Source organism: Dactylosporangium darangshiense (assembly GCF_039537565.1).
GTDB lineage: Bacteria > Actinomycetota > Actinomycetes > Mycobacteriales > Micromonosporaceae > Dactylosporangium > Dactylosporangium darangshiense.
Map to the genome: position 1 here is coordinate 724,306 of NZ_BAABAT010000001.1, position 24,890 is coordinate 749,195.

The window sequence follows — 24,890 nt, forward strand, 5'->3', positions numbered from 1 at the left end:
GTTGCGAGTCCGGACAAGGTCCATTCAAGATTTTCCGCCGATCGGACATCGCCGGACTTTGCGGCGCAAAAGCCATTCGCGCATATGCGAAATGTCGGCAATGTCGATCGCGGAACTACCGACATTGCCGGGTTGACCGGCGCCGGAACAAGATGCACTCTTAGTGCACACTTCTCGGGACCGTGTCTCACGCGCGAGGATCGGAGCCGTGACGAACACTGACTTGGACCGCGTGGCCATCGTGACCGGCGCCGCACGCGGCATCGGGGCGGCCACCGCCGTGCGCCTCGCCGCCGACGGGCACGCCGTCGCCGTACTGGACCTGGACGAGAACGCCTGCAAGGGCACCGTGGAGCAGATCAACGCCGCCGGCGGGCGTGCGCTCGCCGTGGGCGCCGACGTCGCCGACGCCGAGCAGGTCACCGCCGCCGTCGACCGGGTCGCCGCGGAGCTCGGCCCGCCGGTCGTGCTGGTCAACAACGCCGGCGTGATCCGCGACAACCTGCTGTTCAAGATGACCGACGGCGACTGGGACACGGTCATCGGCGTGCACCTGCGCGGCGCGTTCCTCATGAGCCGGGCCGCGCAGGCGCACATGACCGCCGCGAAGTTCGGCCGGATCGTGAACCTGTCCTCGTCCTCGGCGCTGGGCAACCGCGGCCAGGCGAACTACTCCGCGGCGAAGGCCGGCCTGCAGGGCTTCACCAAGACGCTCGCGATCGAGCTGGGGCCGTTCGGCGTGACGGCCAACGCGGTGGCGCCCGGGTTCATCGCCACCGAGATGACGGCGGCGACCGCGGCCCGCATGAAGGTCGACTTCGAGACGTTCCAGAAGGGTGCCGCCGAGCAGATCCCGGTGCGCCGGGTGGGCCGCCCCGACGACGTCGCGCACACGATCTCGTTCCTGGTCAGCGACGGCGCCGGGTTCGTGTCCGGCCAGGTCATCTACGTGGCCGGCGGGCCACTCGACTAAAGAGGAGAACGTTTCGGTGAGCACAGCCGACCTCGCCCGCGAGTTCCTGGCCGGGCATGACCCGGCCGACATGGAGCCGCTGGACTTCCTGCGGGCGCGCTTCGACGCCGGGCTGGCCTGGGTGCAGTACCCGCCCGGGCTCGGTGGCCTCGGCCGGCCGCGGGCCGAGCAGCCCCCGGTGGACCAGGTCTTCGCCGAGGCCGGCGCGTCCGACAACAACCCGCGCCGCATCGGCATCGGCCTGGGCATGGCCGCGCCCACGATCCTGCGGCACGGCACCGACGAGCAGCGCGACCGCTGGCTGCGCCCCCTGTGGACCGGCGAGGAGGTGTGGTGCCAGCTCTTCAGCGAGCCCGGCGCCGGCTCCGACCTCGCCGGTCTGGCCACCCGCGCGGTGCGCGACGGCGACGACTGGGTGGTCGACGGGCAGAAGGTCTGGACGTCGATGGCGCACGAGGCCCGCTGGGCGATCCTCATCGCGCGCACCGACCCGGCCGTGCCCAAGCACCAGGGGATGACCTACTTCGTGCTGGACATGACGGCGCCCGGGGTGGAGGTACGCCCGCTGCGCCAGATCACCGGCGAGGCGGAGTTCAACGAGGTCTTCCTCACCGGCGTGCGCATCCCGGACGCCGACCGGCTGGGCGCGGTCGGCGAGGGATGGGCCGTCGCACAGACCACGCTCATGAACGAGCGGGTCTCCATCGGCGGCCAGGCCGTGCCGCGCGAGGGCGGCACGATCGGCATCGTCACCGACCTGTGGCGCGAGCGCCCGGAGCTGCGCTCGCCGGGCCTGCACGACGCGCTGCTGCGGCTGTGGGTCGACGCCGAGGCGGCCCGCCTGACCGGGGTGCGGCTGCGCCAGCAGCTCGCCGCCGGCCAGCCCGGGCCGGAGGGCTCGGCCTCGAAGCTGCTCTTCGCCCGGCTCAACCAGGAGATCTCCGCGCTCGAGCTGGACCTGCTCGGCGAGGAGGGGCTGCGCCACGACGAGTGGACGATGCGCCGCCCGAGCATGGTCGACTTCGCCGGCCGGACCGCCGGGTACCGCTACCTGCGGGCCAAGGGCAACTCGATCGAGGGCGGCACCTCGGAGATCCTGCGCAACATCGTGGCCGAGCGGGTGCTGGGCCTGCCGCAGGAGCAGCGGGCCGACAAGGACGTGGCGTGGAAGGACGTGCCGAAGTGACCGATCTTCTGTACTCGGAGGTCGAGGAGGAGCTGCGCTCGTCGGTGCGCTCGCTCCTGCAGGATCGCGTCGACCTGAGCCGCCTCGAGGGGCCCGAGCCCGTCGACATGAAGCTGTGGCGCACCCTCGCCGCGGACCTGGGCTTCGCCGGCCTGCCCGTGCCCGAGTCCGCCGGCGGCGCGGGCGCCTCCTGGCGCGAGGCCGCCGTGGTGATGGAGGAGCTCGGCCGGACGGTCGCGCCGGTGCCCTTCCTCGGCAGCGCCGTCCTCGCCACGGCCGCACTGCCGCTCGGCGACCCGCTGCTCGCGGAGCTCGCCTCCGGCGCCCGCACGGCGACCCTCGCGATCCCACTGTCCACATCGGATGCTCCCCGGTGGACCGTCGAGGCGCGCGACGGTGTGCTCGACGGTGAGGTGACCACGGTGGCCGACGCGCTGACGGCTGACGTGTTCCTGGTGCCGACCGCGGCCGGCCTCTTCGCGGTGGAGCAGAACGACGTGCGGCGCACGGCCGTGGTCTCGCTCGACCTCACCCGGCCCGTCGCCGACCTCGCGCTGCGGCAGGCGCCGGGGCGGCTCGTCGCCGAGAACGCGGGGGAGCGGGTCGCCAAGGCCCTGCTGTCGGGGGCCGCGATGCTCGCCTCCGAGCAGCTCGGCATCGCCGAGTGGTGCCTCGCCACCACCGTCGACTACGCGAAGACGCGGCGGCAGTTCGCCCGGCCGATCGGGTCGTACCAGGCGATCAAGCACCGGCTCGCCGACCTGTGGGTGCAGGTCACGCAGGCGCGGGCGGTCGCGCGCTACGCGGCGGACTGCCTCGCGGGCGACGACGAGGACCTGGCCGTGGCCGCTTCGCTGGCGCAGGCGTTCTGCTCGCCGGTGGCGGTCAAGGCGGCCGAGGAGTGCGTGCAGCTGCACGGCGGCATCGGCTTCACCTGGGAGCATCCGGCGCACTGGTACCTCAAGCGCGCCCGGGCCAACGCCGCCGCCCTCGGGTCGGCGACCCGGCACCGGGCGCTGCTGGCGAATCTGGTGAACCTGCCCGGATAGGCCGCTGGAACCGGGCGCAGTCGCAGCGAGCTGGTGAAACAGCTCAGACGAGCAGGCGGGTCAGGGTCTCGGCAACGCACACCGGCTTGTCGTGGCCCTCCCGCTGGATCGTCGCGCGGTTCTTCAGCTGCAGCCAGCCGTCGCCCAGGTCGTCGGCGACGAGCAGCTCCACGCCCACGCGCACCTTCGAGCCGGTCGGCAGCGGTGCGGGGAAGCGGACCTTGTCCAGGCCGTAGTTGATGCCCATGCGGACGCCGTCCACGCGGTACACCTGCGAAACCAGCGTCGGCAGGAGCGACAGCGTGAGGAAGCCGTGCGCGATCGTCGTGCCGAACGGCCCGGCCTTCGCGCGCTCGGGGTCCACGTGGATCCACTGGTGGTCGCCGGTCGCGTCGGCGAAGAGGTCGACGCGCTCCTGCGCGATCTCCTGCCAGTCGCTGTAGCCGAGGTGCTCACCGACCGCGGCCAGCACTTCGCCGGCACTCGCAAACGTCCGCATGACCTCGATCCTCGGGCGACCGGCCCCCCGGTGCAAGGGGCCGGTCGCGTTTGTGAGGAAGTGGCGAACGGGTGCCGTTTTCAGCGACCGCGGTCGTCTTCGGGCGGCGGATTGATCACGACGGTGTCGTCGCTGCCGGCCTGCCGCGGCGGCGGCACGACCATCGTCGGGGCCTCCATCATCCCCGGGATCGGGCTCGGCGGCGGGGGCACCGACCGCACCGCGGCCGCCCGGCGCGCCTCCTCGGCCCGGCGGGCCTCCTCCGCAGCGCGCGCCTCCTCGACCCGGCGCGCCTCCTCGGCCGCCTGGGCCGCCTCCTCGGCCCGGCGCCGCTCGGCCTCCGCGCGGCGCGCCTCGGCCGCCTCGCGCACCCGGGCCGAGACCTCCGGCGCCTCCTGCTCGAGGCGGCCCAGCCAGCCCTCCCAGCGCTGCTGCATCGGGCGGACCAGGCCACCGCCGACGCCCACGATGAGGATGCCGGCGACGGTGGCGAGCACGGCGATGAGCACCGGCGTGGTGACGGTGGTGGCGATGCCGATCTGGTTGAGCGCGGCGACGATGCCCAGGCCGAGGATGAACCAGTACCCCAGCGCCGCGACCGCCCGGCCGTAGGACAGCCCGTCGAGCGCGCCGGCGGCCAAGTCGCGCACCCCGGCGGCGATGGCCGCGGCGACCACCACGATGACGACCGCGACGGCGGCCCGCGGCAGCCAGCCGACGATCCCGTCGATGAGGGCGGAGACCGGGTTGGGGCCCCAGACGCCGAAGGCGATCTGCAGCGTGAACAGCAGGATCGCGTAGTAGACCAGCTTGGCCAGCAGGTCGCTCGCGTCGAACCGGCCGTGCGCGAGCGCCCGCCCGACCCCGCCGCGCTCGGCGAGGCGATGGAACCCGACCCGGCCGAGCAGCTTGTGCACGGCGGTGCGGACCAGGACGGCGACGAGCCAGCCGGCCAGCAGGATCACGAGGAACAGCAGGAACGACGGCACGAAGCGGACGATGTCGCCGAGCGCGTCGCGGACAGCACCCATCGGGGCCTCCTCCCAGGTTTGGTACCCCGGGAATTGCCCCTTTCGGGTCGTAACTACTCGTCCATGCCGGCCAGGCCGTGCGGGCTCTCCGGCTCGCGCGCGTGCTCCGGGCCGCCGGCCAGCTGTCCGGCGAGCGTCACGCTGCAGTGCTCGTAGGCGAAGTCCCCGAGGTCATCGGGGTCGAAACCGGGGAACGGCTCGGCGCCGCCGATGGTGCCGCCGCGCACGCCGGCCGGCTCAGACTCGGTCATGGTTTGGTGATACCCCCGCGCGGGTGGTTATCACCCCTGACCTGACCAAACCTGTGACCGGTGGCGTTCCATGCGGCCCTGAGCGTTTGAAGCAGGCCGCCCGCGGAGACCACGATGTTTGATCCGCGAGTCAGGAGGAAAGCGCCGTGGCCGACGACGAGCCGACCTGGCGGCTGCAGACCAGCCGGTGCGGCGCCCGGGCGCAGTTCTCGCTGAGCGGGGAGCTGGACCTCGACACGGCCCCGGCCCTGCTCGCGGCGGTGGTCGAGCAGCTCGGGACGGGCGCCCGGGAGATCGTCGTGGACCTCGGCGAGCTGCTGTTCATCGACTCGAGCGGCCTCGGCACGCTGGTCGGCTGCTGGCGGCGGGCGAAGAACGCGGGCGCGACCCTGAGCGTGGCGCACCCCAACGAGGACGTGCGGGTGACGCTGGAGATCACCGGCCTGGACCAGATCCTGCCGATCACCAACGAGCCCGCGATCAGCTAGAACGCGATCTCGGCCCAGACGGTCTTGCCGCCCTGGTGCGGGCGCACGCCCCAGGCGCGGGCGAGCTTGCTGACGATGTACATGCCCCGGCCCGACGTGCTCGTCGAGTTGTCGATCACGGCGATGTGCGGCACCTGCTCGCTGGCGTCGTCGATCTCGATGACGACCGCGTCGCCGCGGCGCAGCAGCCGCATGACGGCCGGCGGCAGCCCGTGTCGCAGCGCGTTGGCGACCAGCTCGTGCCCGACCATGACCGCGCCGCGGGTGAGGTGTGGCAGCCCCCAGGCCTCGACCGTCTGGGTGATCACTCGACGCGCCTGACGGGCGTGGCCTTCCACCACGTCGACCTCGATCGAGTCCCCCTCCACGACATTCATGGTGCCCTGTGCGGTCGGCAAATAACAGTCGGATCCGTTACCCGCGCCGGGCGGCAAATTCACAGGTTTGTGCCGGCATTGCGCTGGGCACAACGGGAGCCAATATTTTCCGTTACCGGGGGGCCTAACACATGCTCGTCCACCCAGAGACCCGTACCGAGGACATCCGTGCCGCGCTGCACGTGCGGCTGAAGGAGCTCGAGGCGGAGTACTCCACCGCGGTCGCCGAGATGACCCTCGCCGGCGTCGCGGACTCGGGCGACGACGTCGCCGACCTCGGTACCAAGGCATTCAACCGTGAGCAGGAGTTCGCGCTCGCGGTGTCGATCCGCACCCGGGTCGAGCAGGTCGAGCGCGCGCTGGAGCGGCTCGAGGCCGGGCACTACGGCACCTGCGAGAACTGCGGCGACGAGATCCCGGTCGCGCGCCTGGCGGCGTTCCCGTCAGTCACGCTCTGCGTCGGGTGCAAGAGCCGCAGCGAGTCGCGCTACTAGGTCGAGGGCGTGCTGGGCGGCGCTGAGCGATGCGCCGCAGCGCCCGACCGCGATCGTCCTGCCGCACGAGTTGACCGTGATGGTTTGATCCCGACCCTTTTCGGGGTAGGTGCCTGGGGCTCCGCTCGTTCCGGGGCCTCCGTACCGGCGAAGGGGGAGGACGGGTGCAGACTCTCGCCGATGGGCTGCGCCTGCAGATGGACGCATTGGACTACGTCCTGCTGGCGCTCTACTTCATCACCGTTCTTGGGGTGGGCCTCGCCGCTCGCCGATCGATCCGCAACAGCGTGGACTTCTTCCTGTCCGGCCGCTCGCTGCCGGCCTGGGTGACCGGCCTCGCGTTCATCTCGGCCAATCTGGGCGCCCTCGAGATCCTGGGCATGGCGGCCAACGGCGCCAAGTACGGGATCATGACGGTCCACTACTACTGGATCGGCGCCGTGCCGGCCATGGTCTTCCTCGGCATCGTGATGATGCCGTTCTACTACGGCTCGAAGGTCCGCAGCGTCCCCGAGTACATGCGCAGGCGCTTCAACCGCCCCGCGCACCTGCTCAACGCGCTGTCCTTCGCGCTGGCCCAGGTGCTCATCGCGGGCGTCAACCTCTATGCCCTCGCCCTGATCATGCAGGCCCTGCTCGGCTGGCCGCTGTGGACCGCGATCGTGCTCGGCGCCGCGATCGTGCTGGCGTACATCACCCTCGGTGGCCTGTCCAGCGCGATCTACAACGAGGTCCTGCAGTTCTTCGTGATCATCGCCGGCCTACTGCCGATCGCGATCATCGGCCTGGTCAAGGTCGGCGGCTTCAGCGGCCTGTTCGACGCCGTGCGCCAGACCAAGCTCGGCGACGCCGGCCTGCACGCGTGGCAGGGCACCGCCGGCAGCGACAACCCGCTCGGCGCGTCCTGGTGGGGCATCGTCTTCGGCCTCGGGTTCGTGCTCTCCTTCGGCTACTGGACCACGAACTTCGCCGAGGTCCAGCGCGGCCTGTCGGCCCGCAACATGAGCGCGGCCCGCCGCACGCCGATCATCGCCGCCTACCCGAAGCTCGTGATCCCCTTCGTCACCGTGATCCCCGGCCTGGTCGCCCTGGTGACCGTGAAGGGGCTCGGCGCCAACTCGGGCGACCTGCAGTACAACAACGCCATCCCGCTGCTCATGCGCGAGTTCCTGCCCAACGGCGTGCTCGGCATCGCCGTCACCGGGCTCCTCGCGTCGTTCATGGCCGGCATGGCGGCCAACGTGTCCGGGTTCAACACCGTGTTCACGTACGACATCTGGCAGGAGTACGTCGCCAAGGACCATCCCGACGGCTATTACCTCAAGGTCGGGCGGCTCATCACCGTCGTCGGTGTCGTCGTCGGCATCGGCACCGCGTTCATCGCGGCCGGCTACAGCAACATCATGGACTACATCCAGGCGCTGTTCTCGCTGTTCAACGCCCCGCTCTTCGCCGCGTTCATCATCGGCATGTTCTGGAAGCGGATGAGCGCCTGGGCCGGCTTCTGGGGACTGCTCTGCGGCACCGTGGCCGCACTCATCGTCTACGTCGGCTACAAGTGGTTCGGCTGGTTCACCTTTGGCTCCGACCTGGACGAGTCGTTCTGGGGCGCGGGCATCGCGTTCGTGGTGGTCGCCATCGTCACCGTCATCGTCACGCCGCTCACGCGGCCGAAGCCCGACGCCGAGCTCGACGGCCTCGTGTACGGCGTGGGCCGCCACGACCTGCGCGCCGACGCCATCGCGGGCGATACGGCCTGGTACCGCTCGCCGGTGCTGCTCGGCTCAGTGGCGCTGCTGCTGGCCGTCCTGTTCTACCTGCCGGTCCTGTGAGAGGGGTGTTTGAGCGATGAGCGACGAGGGCAAGATCGACACCGCCCGCGCGGCGCGGCTCTTCGACGTCCGGCGGGTCATCGGCGGGCTGTTCACGGTGTACGGCGTGGTGGTCACGATCGTCGGCATCTTCGACTCCCCGGCCGAGATCGCCAAGGCCGCCGGCGTGCGGATCAACCTCTGGATCGGGCTCGGCATGCTCGCGCTCGGGCTGCTGTTCCTGCTCTGGCAGTGGGTGCGTCCGGCCGAGCCGCCCGAGCCATCGGACATTCCGCCAGCGAATCGAGTCCACGAGTAGATATGCAAACCGGCCAGGGCGCCGCACACTCTCCGGCATGGAATTCGTGCTGGCGGATGCGGCGCCTTCGCCGTCGTTCATGGCGGGTACGGCCGTCGTCCTGGCGCTGGGCTGCCTCGTCTTCGTGGCCGCGCTCGTCGTGCTGATCGTCTGGCTGGTGCGCCGGACGAAGAACAGCCGCTACTGAGCCGCGAGCAGTCCGATGGCCAGCGAGCTCGCATTCGCGCCCACGGCGATGACCGCTAGCACGGTTTTGTCCCGATTTATCGCCTTTATCAGGATAGCCGCCTCGATGGCCGTTGCGACCGCCTCGGCCGACCACAGGCGGGCGGCGCTCGGGTGCGGCGCGAGGAACAGCCACAGCGCCGGGTGGGTCACCAGGTTGACCAGCACCGCGAGCGCGGCGGCCCGCCACGCGCCCGCCAGCCGCAGCAGGGTCAGGGCCGCCGTGTACAGCGGGACCTCGACCGCCAGCGTCAGCAGCAGCGCGCGGAGCACGCGATGAAGATAAGCCTGCTCTTCGCCCTGGCGGCGGTCGCCGCGCTCTCGGTGGCGCTGCGCGTGCCGCTGGCCACCACCGTGCTGGGGCTGATCGCGTTCGGGGTGCTGCACAACGTGCTCGAGCTGCGCTACGTGGCCGGACGCTTCGGTGCCGTCCTGCGCGGCCGGTTCCTCTTGGTGCTGTTCGGGCTGATCAGCGCGATCGTGCTCTGCCGCCTCGCGGCCATGTTCGTCGGCGAGCCGGCCCGCTACGCGGAGATCCTCGTCGGCTATGCGGTCCTCGCGGCCGGTTGCGCCTACGCATTGCGAGGCTGGCCGTTGGGCTTGGCGGCGAGTGTGCTCGTGTTGGCGGCGGCGGTGTCGTTGGCCTTCCCGGGGTACCATTTCGTGGTTTTGGCGCATTTGCACAATGTCGTGCCGTTGTTCTTCTTGTGGGAGTTTGCGGGGCGGCTGCCGCGGCCGGCCGTGTTCCGCTGGACGCAGGTCGCATGGGTGCTGATCGTGCCGGCGCTGGTGCTGCTGGGCGCGGCCGACTTCGCGCTCGGCGGCGTGCCGGCGTCGACGGTTGCCGCCTTCGCGGGCGACCCCGGCCGGATCGTCGCGGCGAGCGCCCCGCCCGGCTCGTCCACCATCATCGGCGCCCGTTTCCTGGTCGTTTTCGCCTTCTTGCAGACGATGCACTATTTCGTCTGGGTGTACTTCCTACCGCGCCACGCCCCCGACGCCGCACGTGCCTTCGAGCGCCGCGCGCCCTGGCTGACCGGCCGGCGCGCCTGGGCCCTGGGCGGCGGCCTCGGCGCCGCGCTGGCCGTGCTGTTCGTGATCGACTACGCCTCCGGCCGCGCGCTGTACGGCGCGTTCGCCTCCTACCACGCCTATCTCGAGTTCCCCGTGCTGCTGGCGCTGTTGCTGCCATCCGGCGCAGCCAGTTCACAGCTGGTTTTCAGGCAAACCGCATCCGAGCGTCAGGAACCGGCGGCAGTCTCTACATGACGAGGGAATTCTGACGTTATTTGGAGCGAATCATGACGCGGCTGCTTGTGGTCGACGACGAGCCGGACATCGTCGAACTGCTGTCCGCGAGCCTGAAGTACCACGGCTACGACGTCGCGAGCGCCACCAGCGGGCGCCAGGCGATGGAGGAGGCGCGGCGCTTCCGCCCCGACATGATCCTGCTCGACGTCATGATGCCCGAGCTCGACGGCTTCGAGGTCCTGCGCAAGCTGCGCGGCGAGGGCACCCGCGTGCCCGTGCTGTTCCTGACCGCGCGCGACGCCACCGAGGACAAGATCAAGGGCCTCACCCTGGGCGGCGACGACTACGTCACCAAGCCCTTCAGCCTGTCCGAGATCCTGGCCCGCATCCAGGCCGTCCTGCGCCGCGTCGCGGACCCGGCCGGCGGCGCCTCCGCGCAGACGTCGCGCCTGAACTTCGCCGACATCGAGCTGGACGAGGACACCCACGAGGTGTTCAAGGCCGGCCACGAGGTCCAGCTGTCCCCGACGGAGTTCAAGCTTCTGCGGTACTTCATGACGAACCCCGGCCGCGTCCTGTCCAAGGCCCAGATCCTGGACCACGTCTGGCAGTACGACTTCGGCGGCGACGCGGGCGTCGTGGAGTCCTACGTCTCCTACCTGCGCAAGAAGATCGACACCTCCGATCCGCGTCTGCTGCAGACCCTGCGCGGCGTGGGCTACTCGCTGCGGCTGCCACGCACATGAAGTCCTGGCCGCTCCGCGTCAAGCTCGTGGTGCTCATGCTCGTCCTGCTCGCGGCGGCCTTGGTCACGACCGGCACAGCGGGCGTCTACAGCACCCGCGACTACTTGCTGACACGCGTGGACGCCCAGCTCCTGGGCTCGGTGGGCGACGCGGCCATGAACTGCTCGTCGGCGAGCAACGACTTGCAGCACGGCCTCCAGCCGATGCCCCGCAACGGCTTCTACGTCGCCTGCATCAACGCCGACACCGGCGCCATGACGACCCTGTACTTCGGCCGCAACGCCACCGACCAGGAGCCACCCACCCTGCCGTCCACGGTCGACGGCCTGGACAGCCTCGCCCAGCTGGACAACAGGGTCTACGGCACGTACGACACCGTTTCGCCGACCGGCGGCGACGGCCACCAGTGGCGGGTGCTGTACGCCGTCACGAAGGTCATGACGCCCCCCGGCCCCGGCCGCAATCGCGGCGAGCAGCCCGTGGCGTTGGTGGTCGGCATCAGCCTCGACGAGGTGGACGCCACCGTCACACGCCAGGTCTGGACGAGCGTCACGATCGGCGGCTTCGTGCTCCTGGTCCTGGCCGTGGTCGCGTACCTCCTGGTTCGCTCCAGCCTGCGCCCCCTGATCGAGGTGGAACAGACGGCAGAGGCGATCGCGGCCGGCGACCTGAGCCGCCGCGTCCCCGAGGCCGACTCCCGCACCGAGGTCGGCGGCCTGTCCCAGGCCCTGAACACGATGCTGGGCCAGATCGAGACCGCATTCGACGAACGCCGCACTTCGGAGGAGGCCGCGCGAGCGTCGGAGGAGCGCATGCGCCGCTTCATCGCCGACGCCTCCCACGAACTCCGCACCCCTCTCACCACGATCCGCGGCTTCGCCGAGCTCCACCGCCAGTCCGGCCAGGGCGACGAGAACATCGGCCGGATCGAACGCCACGCCACACGCATGGGCGTACTGGTCGACGACCTCCTGCTCCTGGCCCGCATGGACCAGCAGCGCCCTCTGGAGAAGTCCCCGGTGGACCTCCTCTCCTTGGCAACGGACGCTTTGGTCGACGCCAGGGTGACCGCCACCGACCACCGCCTACGCCTGCGCACCGTCATCCACGACGACGACGAGGACGTGGAGCCCGCGGTGGTACTCGGCGACGAGACCCGCCTACGCCAGGTCCTGCAGAACCTCCTCTCGAACGCCCTGAGCCACACCCCACCCGGCACGGAAATCACGGTGTACGTCGGCACCGAGAACACAAACGCCATCCTCGAGGTCTCCGACAACGGCCCCGGCATGACGGCCGAGGACGCCAAGCGAGTCTTCGAGCGCTTCTACCGCACGGACCCCAGCCGCACGCGCGCTCTGGGCGGTTCGGGCCTGGGCTTGTCGATCGTGGCCGCTTTGGTGGCAGCCCACGGCGGCAAGGTAACCCTGCAGACGGCCCCGAACGAAGGCGCCACCTTCCGAGTTTCCATCCCTCTTTTCCGCACCCCGTAGCCCTCTTTGTCGGCTGCCATCCGCTTTGGGTGGCGCCCGACAAGTCGGCGCGATCACGGCGGTCTGAGGTGGCGGCCTTGCTCTTTGGGGTCACTGGTTCGGCCTCTGCAGCGCGCCCGCCAAAATGCCTGACGCGTGTGGTTCTCGGCTGCGGATGGCCTGGACCACCGACTGATGACCACGACGGACCCGCCGGCGGCAGACGGCCCCGCAAGCACCCGGGACCCGGACCACGCTTACTGCTTTGGGTCGGGCCGGCCGAAGGCGCCCGCAACTCCCGGTTAGTTGTGGCTGTCAGCGCACAGTCGGCGTGAATCTGCGCTCGTGCCACAACGGCCCCGCCGCGCACCCACACGAAGCGACCACCGCTCTGGGTCCGCACGGAGGCCGCTGCACAGCCTTCACTACCGGGCTGAACAGCGTCCGGCAATTGCTGGCAGACAGCAGCTGATCGGGCGCTCTTACTCGCTCACAGCGACCAGCCCCGTCTCGTACGCCACGATCACCAACTGCGCCCGATCCCGAACGCCGAGCTTCGCCAGGATCCGCCCCACGTGCGTCTTCACCGTCGCAAGACTCACCCCGAGATGCTCGACAATCTCGCCATTGGACAGCCCGAGCCCAATGAGCATGAGCACCTCCCGCTCCCGATCGGTAACCCCATCAAGCCTCCGCGGCACAGGCCGAGCCGTATACGGCCGCCGCACAAACTCAGAGATCAGCCGCCGAGTAACCGACGGCGACAACAACGCCTCCCCGCCGGCCACCACCCGAACCGCATTGAGCAACTCCACCGGCGGCGTGTCCTTGAGCAGAAACCCACTCGCCCCCGCCCGCAACGCCCCGTACACGTACTCATCCAAATCAAACGTCGTCAGCATCAACACACGAGCGCCCTCTAGCGACGGATCCCCGCAGATCCTGCGCGTGGCCTCGATCCCGTTCATCTCCGGCATCCGCACATCCATGAGCACCACGTCAGGCTGCCGAAGCGCAGTGAGCCGAACCGCCTCCTCCCCAGTACCGGCCTCCCCAACGGTGGTGCAGTCCCCACTGAGATCGACCAGCGCCCGAAAACTCCCTCGCAGCAGCGCCTGATCGTCCGCAATCAACACCCGAATCACGCGCACCACCCCTCCACCACGCGCCCACATCCCCAACCACAACCATCCAGGAGCGCCTTGCCACGTGCCCTGACACCGCTTCCTGGCAGTGCCTCGCCGCCTCGCCGGACGTCGTCCGCTCCCAACCGTCGGACGTTGCTGGCTCCCCACCGCCGGGCGTCGTCGGCTTTCGACCCTCGGCCGTCGTCCGCTCCCGACCGCCGAGCGCTGTGCCGCGCGTTGTTTCCCGGACGCGCACTCCTACACGCGGCGCCGCCGTTCGCCGACGCAGCCGGCGGCATCATGTTGGACTCCCGACCGGCAGCCTCGCGGTCACTCCGAAGCCACCACCCTCCCTGGGCCCGGCGCTGAACGTCCCCCCGTGCATCGCCACTCGCTCCCTCATCCCGATCAGCCCGTGCCCGATCCCATTCACGCGCACCGACCGGCTTCCGTCATCGGTCACCTCGACCCGTACCTCATCCCGCCCCACCACAACCCGCACCCGACACTTTGCTGGCGCCGCGTGCTTGACCACGTTGGTGAGGGCCTCCTGCACAATCCGGTACACAGCCAGCCCCACCGCCTCAGAAACCTCTGCCCTTCCACACGCCCCGCGCTCGTCCCAGACGTCCCCTGCATGGCCCACCGCGCGCAGGTCCTTGCCGCCTCGCGCTTTACCCGCCCCGAGCTCATCTCCGGCGCTCCCCGCCTGACCCACGATCCGTTCGTTTCCGGTGCCCCCTGTTACACCCGCCGTGCGCTCGTCTCCAGCACTCCCCGGTAGACCCATCGTGTGCCCGTCTCCGGTGTCCCCTGTTGAACCTGCCGCGTGCTCGTTGCTGCCGTTTCTCGGCTGGTCCACCGTCTCTTTGTCTCCGGCGCCGGTTGTCTGATCTACCGCGGCGCGATCCGTCGCGTGCCGGTTGCCCGTCTCGCCCGCTCTACGCTCGTCGTTCGCGGCGCTGCTCAACGTCTGCTCGTTCAATGGGCGTTCGACGATGGGCTGTTCACATTCCTCTCCGGCGGCGCTCATGTCCGGGCGTGCGCGTTGCCGATGGAGTGCGCTGATCTCTGCGGTGTCGCCGTCGCTGTCGGCGGTTCCCGTCATGCCATGGTCGCCGTTGCGGTCGGCGGTTCCCGTTGTGCCGTGGTCGCCGTTGCTGTCGGCGGTTCCCGTCGTGCCGTGGTCGCCGTCGGGTTCCAGAGCGGCGGCCAGGCGGTGTGGCTCACGCGTCGCGGCGCGCTCGGGGTGTTCGACCTCGAGCTGCACCTCGACGCCGCCCACTGTCGCCTGTTCGGCGAGGTGCGACAGGTCGCCGAGTCCTGGCGTCGGCGCGTATGGCGTGTCCTCCCGCAACATGTCCAGGACCCGGCGAACCTCGAACATCGCCGACCGGCCCGTCGTCTCGATGACCCGGAGCGCGTCGCGGGCCTCCGCCGGGTCGGCCTCCGCGACGTGGTTGCCGATCGACGCCTTCACCACGATGAGCGTCATCGTGTGCGCGACGATGTCGTGGAGCTCCCGCGCGACCCGGAGTCGCTCCTCGACGGCGGCCTGGCGCACCAACTGATCGCTGAGTTGGTGCGACTGATGCCGCCGCTCGCCGACGCTGTAGCCGATGGCATACGCGGGCACGACGAAGAGCAGGCCCAGTAGAACGGATAGGAGTGACACGTATGGATCCGACGGCGGGGCTTCCTGCGGGTGCAGGAACGTCGGCCAGGCCATGCCGAAGCTGACCAGCGCTGCGCAGCCGAATGCGGTGCCGCCGCCGTTCCAGTCCCGGGCGGCCGTGCCGAGGCTGTATGACACCAGCGCCAGCGCGCACGCCGGCGCGAGAGAAGCGAAAGTCGGGATGATCGCCGTCAGTAAGGCGAGCGTGCTCGCGATCGAAACGATGATCGCGACCGTGTAGGGCCAGCGACGCCGGACGGCGACCGGTAGGCCGATCACCAGACCGGTGCTGACGGAAAGCCAGATGGGCTCGTGCGGGCCACCGCTCTGCGGCGTCGCGTCGGCTGCGGTTACACACAGCAGCGCGACGAGCGACGCCACAACGACGTCGATCGCATAGAGGTCGACCGGGCGGAGCCGCCTGGTCAGCAGGGCAGTGGCCATGGCGTCGACGGTAGCGGGCAGGGGTGGATTGCGCGTCGGCCCGAGAGCCGTCATACCCAGGGATGAAGAACGGGCCTCCGGAGGCCCGCTGTACCATCCTGGTCCGAACAGAAAGTGACCATCCTGGTCCGATGCGCAACCCCGGCGCCCCGCGGCATGGTTTCAGCCATGACGACGCAGACGGTGGTCCTGGAGAACGTCCGGGCCACATACGGTGAGGGCGCCAGGCGGCTGGTTGCGCTCGACGACGTGTCGGTCGGGTTCGAGCGCGGCACCTTCGCCGCGGTGATGGGGCCCTCCGGCTCCGGCAAGTCGACACTGCTGCATTGCGCGGCCGGGCTCGACCGACCGGCGGTCGGCTCCGTCACCGTCGACGGGGTCGCGCTCGACGAGCTGACCGAGGACGACCTGACGCGTCTGCGCCGGGACCGGATCGGCTTCGTCTTCCAGGCGTTCAACCTGGTGTCGTCGCTGACCGCCGAGCAGAACGTCGCCTTGCCAATGCGGCTCGCAGGACGCCGACCGCCCGTATCGGATGTGGTCGCCGCGCTCGAAGCGGTCGGGCTCGGGGAACGCCGCCGCCATCGTCCCAGCGAGTTGTCCGGAGGCGAGCAGCAGCGCGTGGCGGTCGCGCGGGCGCTGATCAGCCGGCCGGCGGTCGTCTTCGCGGACGAGCCGACAGGCGCGCTGGACAGTGTCACCTCGCGGCACATCCTCGACCTGCTTCGGGCGCTCGTCGACGAGCACCAACAGACCGTCGTGATGGTGACCCACGACCCGGTCGCCGCCGCTCGCGCCGACCGCGTGGTGTTCCTCGCCGATGGACGGATCGTCGAGGACCTTCAAGGCCCGTTGACCGCGGAGGAGATAGCCGCGCGCACCGCGATCCTGGAGTCCGGTCAGACAGAGAGCTTGGAGTCCGGTCGCACCGCGAGTCTGGAGTCCGGTCGTTCCGCGAGCCTGGAGCCCGGTCACACAGCAGGATCCGAGTCCGGTCGTACAGAGAGCCTGGAGCCCGGGCGCAAAGCGAGCCCGGGGTCGGAACGCATGGCGGGCGCAGCGTGTCTGGAGCCCGGGCCCGCGGCGGGCATATCGCGTCCGACGCACCGACGCGCGACGGGCACTACGGACCGGCCGTCCGGTCGCAGGCCACAGATCGAGGACGACCCATGCTGACCGTTCGACGAGTCGTCGGAGCGCTCGTCGCAGTAGTTGTCGGCGTTGCGCTCGTCGCGCTCGCCCTGCTGCTGCTCGTGTCAGGGCGACCGAAGATTCCGGACCGGCTCGCCGAGGCCGCGATCGTGGTGAGCGGTCCGGAGAGTCAATCGGCGGCGGATCCGTTCACACCGGCGCGGCCGTGGTCCTCGTCCCGGGCGGAGGAGCTGAGCGCTCGGTTGGCGGGTCTGCCGGGGGTCGCCGCCGCCATTCCTGATCGCACCTTCTACATGCAGGCGCTGATCGACGGGCGGCCGCCGGGTGTGGAGGGACAGCGGCAGGACACGTACGAGGGGCACGGCTGGTCGTCGGCCCGCCTGGGTGGGCTGCAGCTGACGGCGGGCGTGCCGCCGGAGAATGCTGGCGAGGTCGTGGTCGACCGCGCGCTCGGGCTCCGGACCGGCGACCCGGTGACGCTGCTGACGGCCTCGGGACCGGCGTCGTACACGGTGACGGGGCTGGTCGATGCGCCCGGGTACTTGGTGGCGGATGACGTCGCTGCTGAGCTCGCGCCCGGCGTGCGAGCGATCGGGCTGGTGCTGCAACCGGGGGCCTACGTCGAACAGGTGGCCCAGGCTGCGCGGTCGGTGGTCGGGGCCGACGGGCGAGTGCTCGACGGAGACGCGCGGGGCGACCTGGAGCCGCGGGACGACGCGCGAACGCGGTGGATCGGCATGCAGGTGCTGACCGGGGTCGCGGTGCTGGCCGGGTTCGTGACCGTGTTCATCGTGGCTTCGACGTTCGCGTTCAGCGTTGCGCAGCGCAGGCGGGAGCTGGGGTTGCTCCGCGCGATCGGAGCGACGCCGCGGCAGGTGCGGCGGATGGTGTACGGCGAGGCGCTGCTCGTCGGGGCGGTCGGCGGCGTTGTCGGCGTTGTTGTGGGCGCGGCCACGGCACCGGCGGTCGGGTGGGTGCTGGTGGATGCCGGGTTCGAGCCGGAGACGTATGCGGTGCGGTACTCGCCGTTGCCGATTGTGGGCGCGCTCCTTGTGGGACCGGTGGTTGCGCTGTTGGGGGCATGGTCGGCTGCGCGGCGTGCGTCGCGGGTTCGGCCCTTGGAGGCGCTGCGAGAGGCGGCCGTCGAGCAGCGCGCGATGGGGCGGGTGCGTTGGATTCTTGGTGGGGTGGTGCTGGCGATCGGCGTTGGGTTTGCCGTCGCCACTGCGGGCTCGAGCGATGCGCAGGACGGTGCGAATTTCGCGCTTCTCAGCGCGATGGCGTTGGTCACGGGGGTGGTGGCGCTCGCGCCGGCGGTGGTGCCGCCGATCGTGCGTCTGTGTCGCAGTCCGTTGAAGAGGGGCGGTGGCGCGATCGGTCTGCTCGTTCGCGAGGGCGCGCTGACGGCGTCGCGACGGACGGCGTCCACGGCCGCGCCTGTGCTGCTGACGGTGGCGTTTGCGGTGCTGGTCGCGGGCATGGTGCGGACGAGCACGGCCGCGTACGCGGCGGGTCGGGTGGCCGATGTCGATGCGGACTGGGTGCTTGTTCCCGATCGCACGCCTGGGCTGTCCGACGCCGCGCTGACCGCCACGGCGGCTGTGCCGGGTGCGGGTTCAGGGGACGCCGTTGTGTCGGGGGCCGCACTGTTGCCGACGACGCTGTACACGGCCGGGGAGAACAGCGTCCGAGCGTTGAGCGGGGTCGGGGTCGATCCTGCCGCCTTCGTCAGTGCGAACCGGGCGGTGCAGGTCGTTGCGGGGGCGCTCGACGGGCTGGCCGACAAGGATGCTGTCGCCGTCGCCGAGGGAGCGCAGCGGGGTGTCGGGGAGACGTATCCGGTCGTGTTCGCCGACGGGGAGCGGGTCTCGCTGCGAGTGGTTGCCGTCGTTGCCGACGGGGTGATTCCCGGCGATCTGCTGCTGGGGCGGGCGACGGTGCGCGGGCATGATCCGTCGGCGTTGACGTCGGTCGTGTACCTACGCGGCGGCGATGCGGGGAGGTTTGCGCCGGCTACGGAGTCCGGCGCGCGAGTGATCGACGTGGCGACCTGGGCGGCTGAGGTGGATGCGGCCGAGGACCGGCTCGTGTGGTTGTTCACGTTGATGCTGATCGGGGTGTCGGCCGGGTACGGGGCGGTTGCGGTCGCCAACACGCTGCTGATGGCGGCCGAGGGGCGGGCGGCCGACCTGCGGGTCGTGCGGTTGGCGGGGGCGACGCGGCGGCAGGTCGTCGGGTACGTCGCGGCGGAGTCGGCGCTGGTGGTCCTGATCGGCGCGGTGCTCGGCGGGGCGGTGGCGTTCGGGGCGTTGCTGAGCATCAGGGCGGGGCTCAGCGAGCAGGTCGGGGCGGCGGTCGAGCTGGTGGTGCCGTGGTCGGTGATCGGCGGGGCCGTCGGGCTCTGCCTCTTGCTGGCGCTGCTCGCGGCGGCCCTGCCCACTCGGCGAGTGCTCCGCGCACCCACGGCCAGGATGCCGTCATGAGCGTTGTCGAGGTGCAGTGCGCTCATCGGTCGTTCGTCGGGCGGGTCGGCGCCGTCCACGTGTCCATCGAGCTCTTGCGCACCTCCTGGGCGCGCTCCTGTATCGCCGCCCGCTCCTCGGCGGTGAATCAGTGGTTGAGCCCCTTCGAGTGGACGGAGTTGCGGCTGGCGGACGGCGCGAAGGTTCGTTGGGTGGGCGGTGGCGGTGGCGGGCGAGGAGGTCGAGGTGCGCGTGGACAGGCTGTGTTGGAGCGACACAGGGGCGTGGGGTGCGACGGGGTGTCTGGGGCGACGGGCGGTGTGCTGGGTTCGGGCAGCCGATCGCCCGCCGCACGTCCTGTGTGGACGGTCGGCGGGCGGTCGACCCTGTGGGAGTTAAGCCTTGGAGATGGAGTCGCCGTTGACCTTGATGTTGATCTGGGACAAGGGCTTCTTCGCGGGGCCGTTGGCTACCGAGCCGTCGGCGACCTTGAACTTGCTGCCGTGGCAGGGGCAGTTGATGGTGCCGTCGGAGACGTCGCCGACTACGCAGCCGGCATGGGTGCAGACCGCGGTGAAGCAGCGGAAGGTGCCGGCCGTGGGCTGGGTGACGACGATCTTCTGGTCGGCGAAGATCTTGCCGCCGCCTACCGGGATGTCGTTGGTTCGGGCGAAGCCGGCGGGTGCGGCGTTGCCCGCCTGGGCCGCGTTGTCATCGTTGCCACTGCCGCTGGCCGCTCCGCCCGCGTTGGCGGGGTTGTCGTTGCCGGCCGCGTCGGGCGCCGGAGGTGCTGCTGCGTCGACACCGTAGGCCGCGCATCCGGTCAGGGCCGTAGTCAGACCGATCGCGCCGGCGCCGGCCAGCAGGGTCCGTCGAGAGGGGGTGCACATGGTTCTTCGCGTTCCCTTCAGAACTTGACGCCGAACGTGGTGAAGAACCACAGGGCGGAGGTGACGAACAGGCCGGACAGCGCGGTGAAAACGAGGCCGCCGAAGAGGGGTAGCGCCCAGTTCGGGACGCCCTTCTTGGTGAGGATCAGCATCTTGGCGGCGAAGGTGCCGTAGAAGAAACAGCCCAGAAGGGAGTGGATGAGGACGCGGGTGTTGTAGTCGTCGAAGCCGAGGGCGTAGAGGCAGTGCAGGGCGACCGGGATGGAGGCCAGGAAGGCTAGGCGGCCGGACCAGCGGTGGACGGTGCCGAGCCAGTTGGCGTTCTTGAAGAGTTGGATCTTGCCGTACATGACGAGGGCAGTGAACAGCTGGACGACGGCCAGGACGAAGGCGAGCGTGGCCAGCCAGACCTTGACCGTTGCCGGGCTGGAGAAGCCGGCGACGTTCACGGCGACGCCCGTCGGCTCGTGGAGCTTGCCGTAGACGCCTAGGCCCGCGGCGACCAGGCAGGCGACCAGGAACGGGACGATGAGCGCCGTCACGGTCTTCAGGCTGGGCGGGGTCGCCGCGGCGGCCGCAGGTGCTTCCGGGGCACCCGCGACCGGGGCACCTACGACCGGGGCACCTACGACGACCGGGGGAGCTGTCGAGACCCGGGAAGCTGCCGAGACCGGGGAAGCTGCCGGAACCGATGCAACCGCGACGACTGGTGAACCCGCTTCGCCGACGTTGGGGGCACCTGCGGCGCCCGCGATGCCGGTGCCGATGCCGGGCGCAGTGGGGGCCGCGAACGGAGGCGGAGCCAGGCCGGGGCCGGTCGCGGGCTGTGCCGCGTACGTGCCAGGCGAAGGCTGTGGTGGGAAGCCGCCGGGTGCGGGCTGGGGCGCGAAGCCGCTGGGTGTGGGCTGTGCTTGGTAGAGGGGCGACGCGGGTTGGGGAGTGAAGGGCTCCGAGGTGGCAAGCGGCTGGGCGTACGAGCTCAGCGACGGGGGCGGGGAGTTCGGGTCCGTCAAGGGGTCGACCGTGTAGGCGACCGGGGTGGACAAAGAGGCGGACAGGGTCGGGTCGGGGAGAGGGGCGTAGGCGTTTGACGTGGGCTGTGGTGGGGTCGGCGTTGCGGCGAGAGCCGCTGCGTCGAAGTGGTCGGTCAAGGAAGGGAGTTGGTCGGTCTGCGGAGGGAGAGTGAACGACGGCGCGCCTGAAGGGGGGAGGGGGCCGGGCTCGGGGATGGGAGGGAACTGCAGGCCGCCCTCCGACGGGCTGGGCTGGTCCGAGGCCGCCGGGGTCGGCGCCGGGATCTGGCCTGCCTTCGGGGCGGGCTGGTCGATCGGGGCGGTCATGTCGGGGCTCCTGACGTCAGTATCCGGTGGCGGGGGAGGTGGCCTCGATGGTCACCGCGGTGCCGTCGACCGTTGCGGTCTTCGCGTTGATGTCGAAAGGCGGGGCGGCCGTGAGGGTGCCGTCGGGGCGGGTTTCGACGCCCACCTGCTTGCCGTCGGGGAGGACGACCCAGCTCGCGTCGAGCTTCTTGCGGAGGCTGGCCTGCGAGCGGTAGAGGCCGGACGGGGGAGCCACGACCTTGACGGTGAAGGTCCAGGTCTTCGTGCCCGCGGTCACGGTGCCCTTGAGCTGGCCGTTGGCGTAGGTGCCGGTCAGGGTGCCCTTGGCGCTCTGCAGACGGGCCTCGCCGTTGGTCATCGAGCCGTCCAGCCAGGCCTCGGCTGACTTGCCGTCGCAGACGTACGCGATCGCCTTGCCGTTGTTGACGACGATGCCGAGGGAGGCCGCGCCGCCGTCTACGGCGCCGGCGTACGTGACTGTGCCCTGCTGGGCGGCGTTGCCGGTGCCGTCGCCCGGAGGCGGGGCGGAGGTGCGTGGGGCCGCGGGAGACGCGGCGGAAGCGGCCTGCGAGGCGGCCGCGGTGGTGGGGGTGGCCGCGGTCTTGTTGCGGGCCACGTCATTGCTGAGGTCGACGTTCATCGCGTACAGGACGCCGGCGACCGCTAGGCCGGCGCCGAGCGTGATGATCGGTGCCTTGAATTTCATCGGGAACTCCCACAGGTTGGTCGCACCGTTCAGGTGCTTCGCGACTATGAGACCGAGGTTGGCGTAGCGTGTCTGCGTCCAAAGACGCAGAACGCTCGTGCAGCAAATGCGACAGAACGGCCGAGCGGTGCCAGCCGTGGAAGCAGACGGACGGGCGCAGGCCGCGGAAAGCCAGCCGCGGCCATCCAGTAACCCGGGAACCAACTGCCGAGAAGCAAGGGAAGCGGACAATGGCACGCGTCGTCGTCTGGGCAACGCATCTCGCGCTGCCGCTGGCCGGGCTGTGGCTGTTGCTCAGCCGGCCGGGGGCCGATGTCATCTGGCAGCACCACGAGACGCACTTCTGGCTGGTGCTGGTGGTCGCGGCGGTCAACGTCGCGATCGGGGCGGCGATGAGCGTCGCGGCGCGGCGGCGCGGGGACGGGCGGCTGTTCCTGGTGTCGCTGGTGTTCCTCGCCGCGGCGGGGTTTCTGCTCGCGCACGCGCTGGCCACGCCGGGGGTGCTGATCGGGCACCCGAACGCCGGGTTCGACCAGGCGATGGCGGTCGGGCTGATCATCGGCGCGGTGCTCGCGGTGCTGTCGTCGCTGCGGCTGCCGGCGCGGATCACGCGGTGGCAGCTCTGGCTGCGGAACGCGCTCGGGCTGGCGCTGTTCGCGTGGATTGTGCCTTCGCTGCTCGACGTGCCGCCGTTTTCGAACCAGACGCAGATCCGCGACGTCGAGGGGCCGTTGGTCTGGGCCGCGTGGGTCGCCGTCGCGCTGTACGTCGCGGCCGCGGTTCGATTTTTCATCTTGTACCGCAGGACGCCCGGCGCCGTCCTGATCTCCGTCGTGACGGCGTTCGCGCTGCTGGCGGAGGCGATGGTCGCGGTGACGCTCGCCGACAAGTGGCGGCTGTCGTGGTGGGAGTGGCACCTGATCCTGACGGCCGCGTTCCTCTTCGTCGGGTACTCCGCCTACGTGCAGTACCGCCGCGAAGGCAGTGCCGCAGGGCTGTTCGACGGCATCGCGATGGCCGAGACCACGCGGCGGATCCGCAAGCAGTACGAGGACGCGCTGGAGGAACTGGTCAGCGCGCTGCAGGACTCGGAGCGCGGCGCGGCGCCCGAGCGGCTGGCGGCGCGGATGGCCGAGCGGTTCGGGCTGACCGAGAAGCAGGCGGAGGTGCTGGATCGCGCGGCGGCGGCGCTGGTGGCCGAGCGCGAGCTGTCGGAGCGGCTCGGTGCCCTGGTCGCCGTGGGCGAGCAGGCGCGGGTGGGTGCGGGCGAGGAGGAGTTCCTGCGGGGTGCCCGGGCGGCCGTGGCAGGCTCATTCGGTACCGTCGATATCTCATTGATCCACGATGGACGGATGGAGCCCGTGGAGGGCGCGCTGCCCCTGACGGTGAAGGGGCAGCTGGCGGGTGCGGTGACGATCCCGTCCACCACGCGGCCAGAGCTGCGCCAGACGCTGGCCAACCAGCTGTCGATCGGGCTGGAGAACGCCCGGCTCTACGGCGAGCTCGCCACGCTGTTCCGCCAGTACATGTCGCCCGACGTCGCGGCGGCGCTGCTGGCCGATCCGGACCAGGCGGCGCTCGGCGGGCGGCTCGTCGACGTGACCGCGCTCTTCGCCGACCTGCGCGGGTTCACGACGTTCTCGGAGGCGGTCGAGCCGGGCGACATCGTGGAGATGCTCAACCGGTACCACGGCGTCGCCGTCCCCTGCATCCTCGACAACGGCGGCACGATCGTGCAGTTCGTCGGCGACGCGCTGCTGGCGCTGTTCAACGCGCCGGCCCGGCAGGAGGACCACGAGGCGCGGGCGGTGCGTGCGGCGCTGCAGATGCAGGAGGCGGTGCGCGGCATCGCCGAAGGGCATCCGGACTGGCCGCGGTTCCGGGTGGGCGCGAACACCGGGCCGGCGCTGGTCGGCAACATCGGCAGCGAGCTGCTGCGCGGGTTCAACGCGATGGGCGACGCGGTCAACGTCGCCGCGCGGCTGCAGACGATCGCCGAGCCGGGGCAGGTGGTGATCGGCGGGGCCACGTACGACGCGGTTGCCGATCGGGTGACCGCCACGCCGCTCGGGGACCTCGAAGTGAAAGGTCGCCGACAGACAGTGCGCGCCTACGCGGTAGAGAATCTGGTGTGACCGAGTTCTTCGATCTCCTGCACCCCGACGAGCAGGCCGCCCTCGAGGCCGCCGGGCACCGCCGGCAGTGGAAGCGCGGCACGGTCATCTTCCGCGAGGCGAGCGTCTCGGAGACCGTGATCGTGCTGCGCTCCGGGCGGGTCAAGGTCTCCTCCGACACCGCGTCGGGCACCGAGGTGCTGCTGGCGGTGCGCGGGCCGGGCGCTCTGCTGGGCGAGCTGTCCGCGATCGACGGCGGGCCCCGGGCGGCGACCGTCACCGCGCTGGAGCCGGTGACCGCGCTGTCCGTGCCGTCGGTGGACTTCGAGCGGTACCTCCTGGGGCACGCCCGCGTGTCGTTCCTGCTCATGCGGGAGCTGACCCGCCGGCTGCGCGACGCCGACCGCAAGCGCATCGAGTTCGGCGCCTACGACACGACCGGGCGGGTGGCGGCGCGACTGGTGGAGCTGGCGGAGCGCTTCGGCGAGCGGACCGAGGAGGGGCTGCGCATCAGCCTGCCGCTGTCGCAGGACGAGCTCGCCGGCTGGACCGGGTCGTCCCGCGAGGCGGTGACGAAGGCGCTGCGCACGCTGCGTGAGGAGGGCTGGATCCAGACCGGGCGGCTGCACGTCATCATCCACGACCTCGATGCCCTCAGAGACCGGGCTCAATGAGGGGGCAGACCCTTGTTTTGACCCTTGCAACTATGCGCATATCCCGTTGTTGATCTTTGGTGGCCATCCCGCTCCCCTACTCTCTCGCGACAGGTGCACCGAGGCATCGACGCGGGTGCCTCGGTGCTGACACG

24 protein-coding genes and 1 pseudogene are annotated in these 24,890 nt (G+C 70.7%); 15 read left to right on the forward strand and 10 right to left on the reverse strand.

From position 1 onward, the window contains the following. Positions 1-223: 223 nt before the first annotated feature. The 3 genes from fabG to ABD901_RS03245 are packed head-to-tail and all read left to right on the forward strand — an operon-like array spanning position 224 to position 3,208. Positions 224-973, forward strand: coding sequence for a 3-oxoacyl-ACP reductase FabG (gene fabG / locus ABD901_RS03235; RefSeq protein WP_380139876.1), 750 nt, complete (start codon positions 224-226; stop codon positions 971-973). 16 nt (positions 974-989) lie between these two features. Further along, the gene (locus tag ABD901_RS03240; RefSeq protein WP_345120929.1) at positions 990-2,159 is read left to right on the forward strand and encodes an acyl-CoA dehydrogenase family protein; all 1,170 of its coding nucleotides are present in this window, start codon (positions 990-992) and stop codon (positions 2,157-2,159) included. After that, positions 2,156-3,208: an acyl-CoA dehydrogenase family protein gene (locus ABD901_RS03245; protein WP_345120931.1), complete on the forward strand. Its 1,053-nt coding sequence runs from the start codon at positions 2,156-2,158 to the stop codon at positions 3,206-3,208. The genes ABD901_RS03240 and ABD901_RS03245 overlap by 4 nt, the downstream gene beginning before the upstream one ends. A 43-nt stretch (positions 3,209-3,251) precedes the next feature. Here the strand turns inward: ABD901_RS03245 and ABD901_RS03250 are convergent, their stop codons facing one another. The 3 genes from ABD901_RS03250 to ABD901_RS03260 form a co-directional block, all read right to left on the reverse strand. Beyond that, positions 3,252-3,707: a MaoC family dehydratase gene (locus ABD901_RS03250; RefSeq protein WP_345120933.1), complete on the reverse strand. Its 456-nt coding sequence runs from the start codon at positions 3,705-3,707 to the stop codon at positions 3,252-3,254. Positions 3,708-3,787: 80 nt separating this feature from the next. Further along, positions 3,788-4,738, reverse strand: coding sequence for a mechanosensitive ion channel family protein (locus ABD901_RS03255; protein ID WP_345120935.1), 951 nt, complete (start codon positions 4,736-4,738; stop codon positions 3,788-3,790). 53 nt (positions 4,739-4,791) lie between these two features. Then, positions 4,792-4,989, reverse strand: a complete 198-nt coding sequence (locus tag ABD901_RS03260; RefSeq protein WP_345120937.1) for a hypothetical protein — start codon at positions 4,987-4,989, stop codon at positions 4,792-4,794. Between the two features lie 146 nt (positions 4,990-5,135). On the opposite strand from ABD901_RS03260, the gene ABD901_RS03265 reads away from it, so the two are divergent. Beyond that, positions 5,136-5,477 carry an STAS domain-containing protein gene (locus ABD901_RS03265; RefSeq protein WP_345120939.1) on the forward strand — a complete coding sequence of 114 codons (342 nt, stop codon included), beginning with the start codon at positions 5,136-5,138 and terminating at the stop codon, positions 5,475-5,477. On the opposite strand, the gene ABD901_RS03270 is transcribed toward ABD901_RS03265, so the two are convergent. Next, a complete protein-coding gene (locus ABD901_RS03270; RefSeq protein ID WP_345120941.1) occupies positions 5,474-5,845 on the reverse strand; it encodes an ATP-binding protein in 372 nt (123 codons plus the stop codon). The two genes, ABD901_RS03265 and ABD901_RS03270, sit on opposite strands and share 4 nt — an antisense overlap. Positions 5,846-5,985: 140 nt before the next feature. Here ABD901_RS03270 and ABD901_RS03275 point away from each other — a divergent pair, with 140 nt between their 5' ends. The 4 genes from ABD901_RS03275 (at position 5,986) to ABD901_RS03290 (ending at position 8,665) form a co-directional block, all read left to right on the forward strand. Continuing rightward, positions 5,986-6,348: a TraR/DksA family transcriptional regulator gene (locus ABD901_RS03275; RefSeq protein WP_345120944.1), complete on the forward strand. Its 363-nt coding sequence runs from the start codon at positions 5,986-5,988 to the stop codon at positions 6,346-6,348. 197 nt (positions 6,349-6,545) lie between these two features. Then, positions 6,546-8,180, forward strand: a complete 1,635-nt coding sequence (locus tag ABD901_RS03280) for a sodium:solute symporter family protein (protein ID WP_345121156.1) — start codon at positions 6,546-6,548, stop codon at positions 8,178-8,180. Between the two features lie 16 nt (positions 8,181-8,196). Beyond that, on the forward strand, positions 8,197-8,478 hold the full coding sequence (locus tag ABD901_RS03285; protein ID WP_345120946.1) for a hypothetical protein: 282 nt from the start codon (positions 8,197-8,199) through the stop codon (positions 8,476-8,478). Positions 8,479-8,515: 37 nt separating this feature from the next. After that, positions 8,516-8,665 (forward strand): hypothetical protein, encoded by a 150-nt coding sequence (locus ABD901_RS03290; protein ID WP_345120948.1) that lies wholly within the window; start codon positions 8,516-8,518, stop codon positions 8,663-8,665. Here ABD901_RS03290 and ABD901_RS03295 read toward each other — a convergent pair. Continuing rightward, a complete protein-coding gene (locus ABD901_RS03295; protein WP_345120950.1) occupies positions 8,659-8,976 on the reverse strand; it encodes a hypothetical protein in 318 nt (105 codons plus the stop codon). The two genes, ABD901_RS03290 and ABD901_RS03295, sit on opposite strands and share 7 nt — an antisense overlap. Positions 8,977-8,979: 3 nt before the next feature. Between ABD901_RS03295 and ABD901_RS03300 the strand changes: the two genes are divergently transcribed. The 3 genes from ABD901_RS03300 to ABD901_RS03310 are packed head-to-tail and all read left to right on the forward strand — an operon-like array spanning position 8,980 to position 12,193. Further along, complete coding sequence (locus tag ABD901_RS03300) at positions 8,980-9,972, forward strand: hypothetical protein (RefSeq protein ID WP_345120952.1); 993 nt, start codon at positions 8,980-8,982, stop codon at positions 9,970-9,972. Between the two features lie 32 nt (positions 9,973-10,004). Beyond that, a complete protein-coding gene (locus ABD901_RS03305) occupies positions 10,005-10,700 on the forward strand; it encodes a response regulator transcription factor (protein ID WP_345120954.1) in 696 nt (231 codons plus the stop codon). After that, a complete protein-coding gene (locus ABD901_RS03310) occupies positions 10,697-12,193 on the forward strand; it encodes a sensor histidine kinase (protein ID WP_345120956.1) in 1,497 nt (498 codons plus the stop codon). The genes ABD901_RS03305 and ABD901_RS03310 overlap by 4 nt, the downstream gene beginning before the upstream one ends. A 461-nt stretch (positions 12,194-12,654) precedes the next feature. Here ABD901_RS03310 and ABD901_RS03315 read toward each other — a convergent pair whose 3' ends face one another. Then, positions 12,655-13,317, reverse strand: coding sequence for a response regulator (locus ABD901_RS03315; RefSeq protein WP_345121158.1), 663 nt, complete (start codon positions 13,315-13,317; stop codon positions 12,655-12,657). 280 nt (positions 13,318-13,597) lie between these two features. After that, the gene (locus tag ABD901_RS03320) at positions 13,598-15,418 is read right to left on the reverse strand and encodes a histidine kinase (RefSeq protein ID WP_345120958.1); all 1,821 of its coding nucleotides are present in this window, start codon (positions 15,416-15,418) and stop codon (positions 13,598-13,600) included. 168 nt (positions 15,419-15,586) lie between these two features. Between ABD901_RS03320 and ABD901_RS03325 the strand changes: the two are divergent. Together ABD901_RS03325 and ABD901_RS03330 are read left to right on the forward strand one after the other, a co-directional pair. Then, positions 15,587-16,321 (forward strand): annotated as a pseudogene (locus ABD901_RS03325) (ABC transporter ATP-binding protein); the annotation flags it as partial. Positions 16,322-16,587: 266 nt separating this feature from the next. After that, on the forward strand, positions 16,588-19,053 hold the full coding sequence (locus tag ABD901_RS03330; protein ID WP_345120961.1) for an FtsX-like permease family protein: 2,466 nt from the start codon (positions 16,588-16,590) through the stop codon (positions 19,051-19,053). A 374-nt stretch (positions 19,054-19,427) separates the two neighbouring features. Here the strand turns inward: ABD901_RS03330 and ABD901_RS03335 are convergent, their stop codons facing one another. The 3 genes from ABD901_RS03335 to ABD901_RS03345 all read right to left on the reverse strand — a co-directional run bounded on the left by ABD901_RS03335 (position 19,428) and on the right by ABD901_RS03345 (position 21,968). Continuing rightward, positions 19,428-19,922, reverse strand: coding sequence for a Rieske (2Fe-2S) protein (locus ABD901_RS03335; RefSeq protein WP_345120963.1), 495 nt, complete (start codon positions 19,920-19,922; stop codon positions 19,428-19,430). Positions 19,923-19,939: 17 nt separating this feature from the next. Continuing rightward, entirely contained in the window at positions 19,940-20,473 is a 534-nt protein-coding gene (locus tag ABD901_RS03340) for a DUF6529 family protein (protein ID WP_380139880.1), read from the reverse strand. Positions 20,474-21,278: 805 nt separating this feature from the next. Continuing rightward, positions 21,279-21,968: a hypothetical protein gene (locus ABD901_RS03345; protein ID WP_345120967.1), complete on the reverse strand. Its 690-nt coding sequence runs from the start codon at positions 21,966-21,968 to the stop codon at positions 21,279-21,281. Between the two features lie 230 nt (positions 21,969-22,198). On the opposite strand from ABD901_RS03345, the gene ABD901_RS03350 reads away from it, so the two are divergent. Beyond that, positions 22,199-24,103, forward strand: coding sequence for an adenylate/guanylate cyclase domain-containing protein (locus tag ABD901_RS03350; protein ID WP_345120969.1), 1,905 nt, complete (start codon positions 22,199-22,201; stop codon positions 24,101-24,103). Further along, positions 24,100-24,756, forward strand: coding sequence for a Crp/Fnr family transcriptional regulator (locus ABD901_RS03355; RefSeq protein WP_380137562.1), 657 nt, complete (start codon positions 24,100-24,102; stop codon positions 24,754-24,756). Before ABD901_RS03350 ends, ABD901_RS03355 begins: the two co-directional genes overlap by 4 nt. The last annotated feature ends 134 nt before the right edge of the window (positions 24,757-24,890 follow it).